General features: G+C 57.0%; 9 protein-coding genes. 3 read left to right on the plus strand and 6 right to left on the minus strand.

From position 1 onward, the window contains the following. Nucleotides 1-123: 123 nt before the first annotated feature. On the plus strand, nucleotides 124-1,572 hold the full coding sequence (locus K1Y02_20860) for a hypothetical protein (GenBank protein ID MBX7258826.1): 1,449 nt from the start codon (nucleotides 124-126) through the stop codon (nucleotides 1,570-1,572). An 18-nt stretch (nucleotides 1,573-1,590) separates the two neighbouring features. Here K1Y02_20860 and K1Y02_20865 read toward each other — a convergent pair whose 3' ends face one another. From K1Y02_20865 to K1Y02_20875, 3 genes are all read right to left on the minus strand, one after another. Then, on the minus strand, nucleotides 1,591-3,528 hold the full coding sequence (locus tag K1Y02_20865) for a sulfatase-like hydrolase/transferase (GenBank protein ID MBX7258827.1): 1,938 nt from the start codon (nucleotides 3,526-3,528) through the stop codon (nucleotides 1,591-1,593). Nucleotides 3,529-3,791: 263 nt separating this feature from the next. Then, on the minus strand, nucleotides 3,792-6,647 hold the full coding sequence (locus K1Y02_20870; GenBank protein ID MBX7258828.1) for an SGNH/GDSL hydrolase family protein: 2,856 nt from the start codon (nucleotides 6,645-6,647) through the stop codon (nucleotides 3,792-3,794). A gap of 369 nt (nucleotides 6,648-7,016) precedes the next feature. Beyond that, a complete protein-coding gene (locus K1Y02_20875) occupies nucleotides 7,017-7,664 on the minus strand; it encodes a hypothetical protein (GenBank protein ID MBX7258829.1) in 648 nt (215 codons plus the stop codon). 316 nt (nucleotides 7,665-7,980) lie between these two features. On the opposite strand from K1Y02_20875, the gene K1Y02_20880 reads away from it, so the two are divergent. Both K1Y02_20880 and K1Y02_20885 read left to right on the plus strand, forming a co-directional pair. Beyond that, nucleotides 7,981-9,282 carry an ATP-binding protein gene (locus K1Y02_20880; protein MBX7258830.1) on the plus strand — a complete coding sequence of 434 codons (1,302 nt, stop codon included), beginning with the start codon at nucleotides 7,981-7,983 and terminating at the stop codon, nucleotides 9,280-9,282. A gap of 136 nt (nucleotides 9,283-9,418) precedes the next feature. Continuing rightward, the gene (locus K1Y02_20885) at nucleotides 9,419-10,009 is read left to right on the plus strand and encodes an OmpA family protein (GenBank protein ID MBX7258831.1); all 591 of its coding nucleotides are present in this window, start codon (nucleotides 9,419-9,421) and stop codon (nucleotides 10,007-10,009) included. 12 nt (nucleotides 10,010-10,021) lie between these two features. Here the strand turns inward: K1Y02_20885 and K1Y02_20890 are convergent, their stop codons facing one another. The 3 genes from K1Y02_20890 to K1Y02_20900 are packed head-to-tail and all read right to left on the minus strand — an operon-like array spanning nucleotide 10,022 to nucleotide 11,646. Further along, nucleotides 10,022-10,510: a hypothetical protein gene (locus tag K1Y02_20890; protein MBX7258832.1), complete on the minus strand. Its 489-nt coding sequence runs from the start codon at nucleotides 10,508-10,510 to the stop codon at nucleotides 10,022-10,024. A gap of 48 nt (nucleotides 10,511-10,558) precedes the next feature. Beyond that, entirely contained in the window at nucleotides 10,559-10,756 is a 198-nt protein-coding gene (locus K1Y02_20895; protein ID MBX7258833.1) for an Arc family DNA binding domain-containing protein, read from the minus strand. A 17-nt stretch (nucleotides 10,757-10,773) separates the two neighbouring features. After that, on the minus strand, nucleotides 10,774-11,646 hold the full coding sequence (locus tag K1Y02_20900) for an SPFH domain-containing protein (protein ID MBX7258834.1): 873 nt from the start codon (nucleotides 11,644-11,646) through the stop codon (nucleotides 10,774-10,776). Nucleotides 11,647-12,283 lie beyond the last annotated feature (637 nt).

Genomic DNA, 12,283 nt, shown 5'->3' on the forward strand with positions numbered 1-12,283 from the left:
CGAGCGCGGCGTGGTGCTTACCGTGGTTTACGAGTAACACGCGGCAAGGGCTGAGTTGGCGAGCATTGAAATCTCACCCAATCGAGGAATACTCTCCAGGCAATGCAAGCGGGAGAGCGTGACATGTCTGAAGAACTCAATGCGAACCGAAGCAGCGGAATTCCGTGGTGGCCGACGGTGATCTGCACGTCTCTGGCAGGCGGCATGGGTTGGGGTATTCGCGGCCAGTACGGACACGAGACAGGCGCAATGATAGCGGGCGTGCTCGTATGTCTCGTGATTGTGTTGACGCTCTGCCGGAATACCAACGCGTTGACTGCTGCGCGCGCGGTTGCCTTGGGTACCATCGCGATGGGGTTCGGCGGCACCGAGACCTATGGGCAGACCATCGGTCTGACGCAGAACCCAGAGATGATCGGCAACTGGTCCGCATTTGCCTGGGGCATGCTCGGACTGGCCATCAAAGGTAGCGTGTGGATTGGATTCTGCGGACTCTTTCTCGGAATGGGTCTCGGAGGCAAGCGGTATCGCGCCCATGAAATGCTGGCCGTGATGTTGGGCGCGCTACTCGCCTACAAAGTTGGCGTCATGCTCCTGAATTCTCCCTACGATCTTGCGAGCAGGCAGTTGCCGAGAATCTACTTTTCCGCAACGTGGGAGTTGTATCCCAATCAAGCCGATCCGAAACCACGCTATGAAGCATGGGGCGGTATTTGGTTTGCCATGCTTTTTGTCATGGCCTACGCCGGCATGTTGAAAAAGGACGGACTTGCGTGGCGGTTGGGTCTTTGGGGTCTGCTGGGAGGCGCGTTGGGCTTTCCACTCGGGCAGTGCGTCCAGGCCTATCACGCATGGAATGCGGAGAGCTTTACCGAGGGCGTGTGGAAAATTCTCAATTGGTGGAACTGTATGGAGACCACCTTTGGTTTGACGATGGGAGCCATACTGGGGCTCGGCGCATGGCTACATCGGGCGCGCATCCGGCCGGCGGAATACGAGCGGGAATCGTATATGGAGTGGCCAATCGAATGGGCTCTCTTGTTCATTCATTGCAGCCTGGTCGTTTTTGCCGACGTCGTGATCCCCTTCAAGAGCATTGAAGCGTTTTACGATCTCGGTTTGATTATGGGTGTCATCCCGATCGTTGCCGTAGCAGGTGGCCGATGGTGGCCGTATCTCACGGTCTTCCCGGTTACATTGCTTCCTATCGCGGGCAAGACAGTTTACGGCCTTGCGCACGATGAACAGGTCATCTCAATGCCGCTCGGATTGGCCATCTACGTAGTGATTCCGATTGCGGCGGCGCACATCCTCATGTTCTACTTCCTGTTTCTTTCCCGGGAACGACAGACTTCAGTCAGATTCGCTTCAAGCGCGCTGCTTTTCTGCGCGTGGGTCTATTTCTTGCTCAACTACGCGATCTTTCGTTTTCCGTGGCCGTGGGAAACCTGGACGGCCCGCACACCCAATGCAATTGTCTTCGCCATTTGCCTCGTAGCCCTGACAGCGTTGGCCATTGCCGCGCGCGGAGAACAATCCAAACCGTCCAACGTATCCAATTCGACCGGCTGACAGTAGCCGCCGATAGAATCAGTGCTGGGGCGGCAATCCCAATGCATGCCGCGCAATTCGACCGGCATAGTCACTGCGGTTCTTTCCATCGCCGACAGCTAGCTTCAGCGCCTCGGTCGCCGATTCAGGTCGAGGATTCATTTGTTCGAGAAGCTCCGCCGCGGCCAGACGCACATAGGGTTCCGTGCCTCGCATGGCCTCCACCGCGACAGGAAGCGCGGATTCAGATTTGCCGAGCGCGTACAGTGATCGTGCAGCCGCAAGCCGTAATGTCGATGAATCGTGCTTAAGCAGATTGTTCAGTCCTTCCAGGACTTCGGGGGTTGCCGCCCCAGAATTTCCCAAACCAATCGCGGCCCAATAGGCAACACAAATCTCCGGGTCATTGAGTGCCGCGAGCATGAGGGCATTCGCGGCATCTCCGGCCAACGCGATCGTTGCCGCCGCACGATAGCGTCGTAGTGGCGCATCTCCGTTTAGGCTTTTCACCCATTCGACCAGCGGAGTCCCAAAGATGGAAACTTCGACGTTCTGGGGCACCTCATAGGTTGGATGTTTCGGGCTTGTCGTGGGTGGATTGGCGGTCGGCACCCATTTGTCGAGTTCGGTTTCGGGCACGAAGCCCAGATCATTCGCTTTATCCAGCCACTCATCCAACGCCTGCCGCAGTTGGCGCAAGGTATCACGATGTTCAGGCGACTCAGCGAGGTTGTTCAACTCAAATGGATCGCGTTCAACGTCGTACAATTCCTCCAGCGGTTTTCGCTGTCGGAAAAAGAGTTGCTGCGCTGCGTTGAATCCTCCCGCCGCCTGCACGCGGCGCAAGTCCTGCATAATCGGCCAGCTCTCGCAGTACGAAAGGTACTGATCGTACGGGCGGCTGGGTTCGTAGTTGCGAATATACTTAAACCGAAGATCTCGCGTTGCCCGAATGATGTCATAGCGTTCATCCATGCGGTCGCGCGCCGCGAATATGTAATTGCGCGGCTCAGCCTCACTCCCGCCCAAGAACGCGTGACCTTGCATGTGCTCGGGAATCGGCACGCCAGTAATCGACAGCACCGTCGGCGCAAAATCGAGAAAGCTCACAAGACGGTGGGACACGCTTCCCGGTTCGGTGACTCCCGGCCAACGGACGATGAACGGTACCCGCAGACCCACGTCGTACATCCATCGCTTTGCGCGGGGGATGCCGTCGCCGTGGTCGCCGAAGAAGAACACCACGGTGTTGTCCGCGAGGCCATCTTCTTCCAGTTGCTTCAACAAGTCTCCCGCCCACACGTCCATTGCCGAGTGTGTGTCATACATGTGGGTCCAGTGCTTACGAATCACTTCGGTGTCGGGATAAAACGGCGGAAGCGCCGCACCGGCAGGATCGTGAAGTCCTCCCGGCAAGCGCTCGATCAGCTCCTTCGGGATACTCTCGAGATTCCCGATCTGCGATTCATGCGTGAGCGTGGAATTGAATACCGCAAAGAAGGGTTGATCCGGGTGTTTGCGATTCCTCCAGTGGCCGTTCGTGCTGCAATCGTCCCAAGCGTCTTCAGGCACCGGAAACTGATAGTCGGTCTTGACGTTGTTTGTGCAGTAATAACCGGCGCTGCGCAGATACGAAGAAAAGCAACGGACATGCTCCGGGGGCTTGTGATTGCACCGCATATGACAGGTGCCCAGGGTTGTCGGATACATGCCGGTTATCAAGCAAGACCTGCTCGGGGCACATACGCCCGACACGGAAAATACCTGCGTGAACCGCGCGCCTTCCCCCGCGAGTTTGTCGAGGTTCGGCGTGCGAGCATACGAATCGCCGTAGCAACCGAGATGCGGCGACATATCCTCGCACGTGAGCCACAAAACGTTGAGCGGGCGCGTCGATGGTTTGGCGGAGGCTAGACTTGCGCACAGTGTTAGGCCCGCGGTACTGGCCAGGAACTCCCTTCGTGAGAAGCGCCCCATAGTCCCCTCCGTTCTGAGCTACAAGGCCGCAGTGCGCGGCCCCTCCATTTCGTTTACACGACCGCTCCACGTGCCGGCACGGTCCCGGTACGTATGTTAAGAATAGCGCATCCGGCCTCGACGGAGAATACGCCATATCGAAATGGAGATGTGCCCACGAATTGCCCGCTGCAATCGAGACGGCGCTCAATAATGATGGAGGGGCGCCCCTCCCCGAGTACGCCCCTCCATCTGGTCACGGTAAGTGTGTGATTACCGAGAGGTCATGGAGCCGAGATGGCACCGCACTGGCGACCCATCCAGTACGGCACGAACTTGTCAAGCATCATGTACGCAATAGGCGCATTGGCGCCGCCTGCGAGATCGCACGGCGACTGCTGCCACACGTATTCACCGTGCACGCGGTCGTGCGGAAGAATCGCATAGAGCGAATTGTCCGCGTCCTTGTGCGGGTAGGCCGGGTTGCTGCTGTTATCGACCGCAACCATCCAGTTTGCGCCGGACGGCAGGTCAATAAGACCAGCCTGCAACACACCTCGCGGCACGTTGCGCGTGTAATCGCCGGTACCGGCGACATAGCACGCCGCCATATGCGCGTTGAGATGATCGCCACCATCCGTTTCTGCGGCCTGCAGCAAGTAATTGTTCAACGCGTTGATCTTGTCCGTGTTGGTTTCAAGCTTACGGACCGCGTAGAGCGAACAAGTGCCAAGCACGTTGGCGAAATAGTCGGCATACCACTTGTCGTGGATTTCCATGCCGCCGGTGTCGTGCCACAGCCAGAACCAGGTGCCGTAGTTGTACTGTGAACCGTACTTGGGATCGTTCATGGAGATACCCATGCGCGCCCACAGCGCAATGAAGCCCGGCGTGAAGTTCGTGATCTTGTTGGTCGGACTGACGATGTTCCAACTATCCGAAATCAGACGGTCGAGGATACGTTCGGTGACCATCTGACACTTGGCGCGGGTCGTCGAGTCGCTCACATTGGCCCACACGCTGGCAAGGCCGTAGCCTACGCCGATGTACGGGTCACGCGAGCTGTAGTCCAGCCAAACGTAGTTCTGCCACGGCGCGATGCACGTGCCGTAGCCGTTGCCGTAGTTCTGGTAATACGACTGATACGCGGGATCGTTGGCCAAGCCGATGAATCGCGGCAGATAGCCGGTGCGTCCGGTAGCGACCGTCATCCAATCCAGCGTGTCCAGCACTTCGTTGATCTGGGTCAGAGTCGCAGAGTCGCTGGTAACGGCATACTTGCTCGCAAGGCCGCCCAGGTAGTAGCCGGTCAGCGTTGCGCTGTCGCCGATCGCATGGTATTCGCCGATCGTCGAACGGGTGTAGTCCGTGTACCAGATGTTGGCCGCTTGACCATACGGCATGTGGTAGGTTTCGAAGATGTTCTGGGCTTCGACGGCCCGGTCGTACATCGCCTGGTTCTGCGTGGCGCTGGCCACTGGCCACGTTGCGCTGTAGTACTTCCAGCTCACCCACTTGGCCCAATCGGTCTGGTCTGCCGTCAATCCGGGTTTGCCCGCAGAGTCCACAAACGTGGCGGTAATGTTCTTGGCCGCGTTCATGGTGACCACGACGGGGTTGGTGGTGCCGGAAATGGAGCCGGACCATCCGGTGAACGTCCAGCCATTGGCCGCGGTGGCGGTCAACGTGACATTCGTTCCGGAAATGTACTGGTTGTTGCCGTAATACGCGCCCGGGCTGACCGATACCGAACCAGCACCGTTGGCGCGGGCCGTCAACGTGTAGAGCGTGTAGGGAATCGGTGTCGCCTGAATGGTGACTTCATCGATCCACGCATCATCGCTGCTGCTGTTCGTGCCCGAGCGGTAACGAATGCCAAACAACGAATTGTTCGTGCACGTCGAAGGAAGCAGGTACTCGCGGGCCGCCCAATCGGCATTGCTCGTGAAGGTCTGCAGAGTATTCCAGCTTGAGCCGTAGTTCGTCGTGTACTCGATGTAACTCCTGTCCTGCGGGAAAATGTCATACCCGCTGGTCTTGTTGGCTAGGGAGACCTTCACGTTCTCGTAACCGGACGTGTTCTGTGCACGGATGGCGTAATCGCTGTTGTCCAATTCCAGGGAATAGGCACCCCAGTACGTGTTCAACGCCTTCAATGTCACACCGCTCGTTATCCAGTTCCCAAAACCGCCCTCAAACCCGTCGTAGAACAAGGTCTGGTAGTGCGCGGGAGGCATAGCGGGGAACGTCTCGTCGATACTGGTAGGCAGACTGCCTGCCGCAGGATCAATGAAATACCGGTAGAAGTTCACATAGCAGTTCAACGCAACGATGTCGTAACCGTGATCATTAAGGTGAATGGCATCGTCGCCATTGTTGCCGCCAACGGACGACTTCTCCCACGGGTAACTCGGATGTCCCCACGGCGCGGCATACTGCGCGGGGGCAAATACCGAATTGTAGCCCTCATAGAGGTGCATCTGGCCCCAGTTGTTCACATACGTCACGGCGGCGCCATATTCAATCGCCAGACTCCGTTGACGTTCACCCAACCGAATCAATGCCTCGTTCAACGTCCGCGGAATGGGCGAACCCAGGTTGACCCACACAAGCTGGTTGGCCTGGATGTTCAGCGTATCCCAGAGATTGATGTAGTCATAACTGCAGATCACGATATGAGCGTCTGGCCGTATGTTCAGAATATGCTGAATGACTGTCTCAATATTGTTCTGAATCGTATTGAACAGCGCATTCTCTGCCGCGGCCCCCATGGAGGCATACCACCCTCCGGCCGATTGGCCTGCCAGGAAGTCGTTGCCTCCCATGCTTAGGTGGATAAGATCGATAGATGGGTTGTTGTTGAGTTCGCTTGTAATGAGGGCTAGATTCGCCGGTTGCGCCCACCACGAAGCGGTGGTACCCCCGATCGCCGTTACATCGCCCTTCTCGATAACATTGCTGAATCCCGCGGCCGCGAACGTGTCGCGAAGGTTCTGGAAGTTCCACATCGCCTGCGTCCAACTGTCCCCAACCAGCAGGACCCGAGTGGTTTGTGCTTGCGCAATACCCGTCCCCACAAGACTGAGCATTGCCAGCACGACGACAAGTGTCGTAAACCGTACTCTCGCACAATTTGTCATGACATTCCTCTCCCGAGTGTCTAAGCTCTCATACTTTTCGACATTCAACAGGAAAGACTACCGAGCGTCTGGCGCTTCCGTCCCCGAATCACCTCCCCGCAGGTGCGCCCGTTTTGCCCCAAATAGCGGCACGATGCCCATCTGTCGCTCTTTTGGCTCCCAAATGCAATTACAGCCTAGCATAAATGACATGACATGTAAACGGGTCTGTGGAAGGGTTCTTGGAAGGGAGGGAAGACGATGTGGGCAGGACCGACGCCTGCCGCACATCGTGGTTAAGTAATTTGTGTGAAAGCCTTTACAAGATAACCGTCTCAAAAACGAGAATCGGTTTGCTGTGACACGCAACTAGTCTGCCGCGCTGGGTCACTATGTGAGCGTAGACGCGAGCCGCACGTAGCGACAACCCAGACAGGACATGAGCGCTAGGACCAGGGCGACACCAGGAAACGTCAGGGCAGGCACGCCTGGACCATCGTTCAAAGGGATGTCGGAATTGTAGCGGATTGACCCTCGGGCCCAGTTCTCCAATTGGGGCCAATAGCTGTCGATATCGTCCCCGTATTGATAGAAGTCAACGGCGAGTTTTGTGGGTGCCCCGCCCGGACCATATTCGATTTCAAGGATTTCAAAGTAGCCAGCCGACATGTTGTGCCCGCGTCCTTCACCTGAGAAGTCCATCCCGGCGGTTGTCGCGGAAGGATAGCGCTCGGCATTCCAATACATACCCACAGAAAGGGTTTGGCCTGTTGGCGGAAACAGAAGTAAAGTCCAGTCGGTCTCGTCCTCGGGTGGGGCGGAGTCCCAGTTATTCACCCAACACGAAAAACCGTCCCAGAATTGGGCGACGCTGTGGAATTCGAAACCGTCGGCTTCGGTCATTACGCGTGACTGGCCTTGGCCGACCCAACTTGTCGGGCTGCTGGTAAACGAAAACACATTGGCGGCATGAACTTGACAGCAAAATAGGACGAAAGCGAGCATCAAAAAGACACGAAATCCCCCGGTGCTTCTCATGACTACTACTCCCCTCTTACCGTGCACGAATGTGTGCTGTTCCATACTTCAGACAGACACTCGACCATGGTGCTCCTATACCGGCAAATTGTCAAGAAGCTTCGAATTTCAATATTTCTTTATAAGACTTCCGAATTTCATGCTATACGCATTATGCCGGATTGACATGGTTATAGAATTCGTTTAGACTCGTGTTTGTGCAGAAAAATCACACGAATCGCTTCTTAATGAGCGAATCCGGTGTGAACAAGATGCGGTCCTGGCGTAGTTGAGGCTCAGGACGGCTGGGAATGCCGTCTAACACGGTGGGGAAAGCATGCTTATTGAGTTTCGCGTAGCTAACTTTCGCTCGTTTAAGGGCGAGCAAGTCTTCAGCTTGGTGGCAAGTAAAGACTCCTCGTGCCCCGGCAATTTGATCCCCTGCGAAAAGTTCAACCTTCTGAAAGGGGCCGTCATTTACGGTCCCAACGCCTCCGGCAAGAGTAATCTGGTCAAGGCGATATCCTTCATGGACTGGTTCATTCGCAACTCCGCGACACGTATGAACCAAGGCGACAAGATCGAGGACATCATCCCGTTTCGTCTGGCGGTGGAATCGAAGACGCAACCTTCGCTCTTCGAAATCACCATGCTCGTGAAGGGCGTCCGGTACGAGTACGGATTCACGGCCACTACGGACCGCGTATTCGACGAGTGGCTCGTGGCGTGTCCCCCGGATGGGCGGCGGCAGCGCTGGCTTGAGCGCCAGTGCAATCTGGAAACAGGCGCGACCTCGTGGGCGTTCCGCGGCCCCCTCAAGTCGGTAAAGAAGATCCTGCGCGAGCGCACGCGCGACAATGGTCTGGCGCTTTCGCGCGGCGCGGAGCTTAACATTAAGCTTCTCAGCGATTTGTTCATGTGGATTCGTGAGAAGCTCTGGGTGTTCGACCTGTCGAACCGGCCGGTCGCGCTCATGCACAAGACTGCGGAACGCTTTAAGCACGACCATATCTTTCGCGAGCGCGTCATCGAACTGGTGCGTCAGGCGGACTTCGGCATCGAACGCATCACGGTTGGCGACGATTTCATCCGCCCGCAGGACCTGCCCGAAAAATTGAAGTCGTTGCTGTCTGAGAAGGCCGTGCGCGACATGGTGTCTTCAAGTTTCAATGTGCACACCATCCACAAGGTCCACGGGACGGACATTGAGGAGCGGTTCGATTTCGAGAAGGACGAGTCCAATGGTACGCAGCGGTTCTTCGCCTTTGCGGGGCCGTTCTTGGATGCTTTGTCGCGCGGCGTCGTGATGATCGTGGACGAGCTCGAAAGCAACATGCACCCGCTGTTGACGCGCAAGCTCGTGGAGCTGTTCCAGAGCCCCGAGGCCAACCGCCGCGGCGCTCAGCTCATACTGGCCACGCACGACAGCACGCTCATGGAACCGACCCTGTTCCGGCGCGATCAGATTTGGCTGGTCGAAAAGAACGAAAAGGGCGCTTCGGAGATCTTCTCGCTCTACGACTTCAAGCCAAAGGATCGCCCGCGGAGCACGGAGGCCTTCCAGAAGCACTATATGTCGGGCAGGTACGGCGGCGTGCCGAGTTTTGGCCCGATTTTCGAGAACCTGGAAATCAACTGAGTTTCCTTGACGACACGGCGAAAATTAGTTGGACGCCGTTGCGTCATGTCCTGTATAGTATTGCCCGGCTAATGTTGCAGGGACGTTCGCCCAAGCGAACGCATGTGGAAGCGCTCGACCAACCGGAGGACCTTGTATGAAGGCCGTCTGTAAGATACTAACTCTGGCCATTACGATGGCGATGCTGGCGACTGCGCCGGCGATTGCCAAAGAGGCTAAGTCGTGCTGCGCGAAGAAAACGTGCAGCAAATGCTGTGCGAAGAAGTGCAAGAAGACTGAATGGCAGTCTCCTGAAAACGTGCACTGGGCAAATCGTTTGGTTGCCTACGGCAACTACCTCAAAGTGGACAAGGCGGAAATCCCCGCGCCGGCGCCCGCACCTGAACCTCGGGTCGCGCCCAAGTTTAATCCCGTCTTCTTCGATCTAGACAAGTCCGAGCTTAAGCCCGAAGCCACCGCGACGCTGAGCGAAGTTGTGGCGTATTTGAAGCAGTACGGAGCCGATAAGGTCCAGATCGAGGGCAACTGCTGCGACCTCGCGTCCAACGAATACAACGTAAAACTGGGTCAGCGCCGTGCCGACGCCGTGAAGGGCTATCTTGTCGAGAACGGCATCAATGCGGACCGAATTTGCGCTACGACCAACGGCGAAGAGAAGCCTGCCTACGGCACGGACCACCGTGAGATGAATCGCCGCGCGGATGTGATTGTGATCGTCGTTCAATAGTCCCGACTGAGACTATTTTCCTTTTGTGCTATGGCGCGCCTTTTCGATGGCGCGCCATAGTGCTTCCGGGGCATCCGAACCCACAATGAGGGGCCGGGCTCCCGTATCGATCCACACGCCCCGGTTCCCGCGGATGTTCAGGAATGACGTGTATCTGCCCTCGAACTTCCCGAAGCGAACGCCCCACCCACCCGCGTCGCGAAGCGGGCGGTAGGTCACGGCACGCGCAGAACGTATCGTGTCAATCGGAAGCCGTCTCCAATAGCACGGCACGAGACAGCCCAGGCGGACGTAGACTTCGCCGGACTTGACGACCGTCCGCAGCGTACACAAGTTTGCTAGAAAAGCGACCATGCACACCATAACCGCGATTATCACGTACGGAGATGAGTCGTCATCGACGGTGTATGCCCACCCCAGGCCGCCCACAACAAGGGCAACCAGCAATGCGAATATCCAGTTCTCCACGCGTTGACGCTCTTCGTACAGTACTTCGGGCATGGTTTCCTCCCGTTCTTCCACGCGAAACCGCTGCTGGGGTTCCTGCCGCTACTCGCTGTCTCCACCCGAATCGGTATCTTCGGTTTCAAACGCATCCGGCATCACGCGCCGTCGCTTGCGCACGGCCTCTCGCAGCACATACTCCACCTGGGCGTTCAGACTTCGGAGATCGTCTTTGGCCCACCGATTGAGTTCATCAACCAACTCGGGTGGCAATCGCAATAGCAGTGATTTGCGCTCGGCCACAGTGCTCGCCCCTTCGCTCAGCTATACAGCGTGCCAGTGTTCACGATGGGCTGGGCGGGCTGATGCGCGCACAGCACCACGAGCAGGTTGCTGACCATCGACGCTTTTCGCTCTTCGTCGAGTTGGATCTTGCCGTAGCTTTCGAGCTTGTCCAGGGCCATTTCGACCATGCCCACCGCGCCTTCCACAATCCGCGAGCGCGCCGCCACAACGGCGTCGGCTTGCTGGCGTTGCAGCATAGCACCGGCGATCTCGGGCGAATAGGCCAAGTGATTCAAACGGGCTTCTTCTATGCTTACGCCTGCTTTGCTCACGCGGTCCTGCACTTCCCGTTTCAGCGCATCGCTGATCTCTTCGGTACTGCCGCGAAGGGAGAGCGTGTCATTCTCGAAGGTATCGTAGGGGTACGACATCGCAAGGTGCCGCAGCGCCGCTTCACTCTGAACCGACACGAACTCGTCGTAGTGGTCCACGTCGAAGACGGCCTTTGCGGAATCTTCGACCCGCCAGACCACCACGGCGGAGATGTCGATCGGGTTGCCGCGCAAGTCGTTGACCTTGGTGGTGCCCCCATTAAAATTGCGCCAGCGAAGCGAGACTTTAATCTTCTTGTAGAACGGATTCGCCCACTTGAAACCCTGCGTGCGGGCAGAGCCTTTGTACTTGCCAAACAGCACCAGCACGGCGGCTTCATTGGGCTGCAGCGTGAAGAACCCACCCAGCATAAAACTCCAAATCCCCAATGCGAGCGCCAGGGTCACTATGACGAATGGGTTCTTGCCAAGCACCGCCGCAATGAGCGCCCCCAACAGCACCAGTCCCGAGATAATAGACACGACTAGGGCCGTCCACCCGCTTGCGACAGCCACCTCGCGTTCAGTGGTAACCATCTTCGGTCCCTCCTATCATGAAGATATCATTATGATATCACTAAAAGACCGCCAAGTCAAGAGCGCGATGGCGACATTTGGCCAATTGGACGACCAGGTATGGCAGCCGAGGGCGGCTGCCCCACAGGGGGTGTCCCGACCTGATTTTGGCGGGGCAAGGGGGGGTGTCCCGGGAGAATGTCGTTTCTCACGCAGAGCCGCCGGGACGCAGAGAGCGCGACTGAACCACCGATGCACACCGATGAACACCGAGATTGACCATAAGATGGACCAGAAGAATAGGATGAGGGATGAACGGGATAGCGGTGTGCGCTGCAGTACGGCGACCGATTTGTCCTTGTTGGAATTCGTGTGATCGGTATGATTCGTGGTAATCCTGCCGGAGCGACCCACAAAAGAGCAGTTCTGCAAACTGCGTCAACGGAGATCGGCGTCGGTGGGCTTATCCTGGTAATCATGTTCATCCTTGTTGAAATTCATTTCTTAACAAGGATGTGCAGGATGCACACGATGAAACCACCATATTCTTGTTGAGTACTCCTATTATTGGTGTCAGTTCGTTGCAGTGTCAGAAGGGGTTGCCCGGCTGGTTGCTTCTACGATATCTGTCGCGAAACGTGGGACGTGCGGGGGAGCG

It is taken from the genome of Candidatus Hydrogenedentota bacterium (genome assembly GCA_019695095.1).
In the GTDB taxonomy this organism is placed as follows: Bacteria; Hydrogenedentota; Hydrogenedentia; order Hydrogenedentales; family SLHB01; genus JAIBAQ01.

Coding starts and splice junctions, on each gene's coding strand:
- K1Y02_20860 (MBX7258826.1), top strand. CDS start 124: ATGTCTGAAGAACTCAATGCGAACCGAAGCAGCGGAATTCCGTGGTGG.
- K1Y02_20865 (MBX7258827.1), bottom strand. CDS start 3,528: ATGGGGCGCTTCTCACGAAGGGAGTTCCTGGCCAGTACCGCGGGCCTA.
- K1Y02_20870 (MBX7258828.1), bottom strand. CDS start 6,647: ATGACAAATTGTGCGAGAGTACGGTTTACGACACTTGTCGTCGTGCTG.
- K1Y02_20875 (MBX7258829.1), bottom strand. CDS start 7,664: ATGAGAAGCACCGGGGGATTTCGTGTCTTTTTGATGCTCGCTTTCGTC.
- K1Y02_20880 (MBX7258830.1), top strand. CDS start 7,981: ATGCTTATTGAGTTTCGCGTAGCTAACTTTCGCTCGTTTAAGGGCGAG.
- K1Y02_20885 (MBX7258831.1), top strand. CDS start 9,419: ATGAAGGCCGTCTGTAAGATACTAACTCTGGCCATTACGATGGCGATG.
- K1Y02_20890 (MBX7258832.1), bottom strand. CDS start 10,510: ATGCCCGAAGTACTGTACGAAGAGCGTCAACGCGTGGAGAACTGGATA.
- K1Y02_20900 (MBX7258834.1), bottom strand. CDS start 11,646: ATGGTTACCACTGAACGCGAGGTGGCTGTCGCAAGCGGGTGGACGGCC.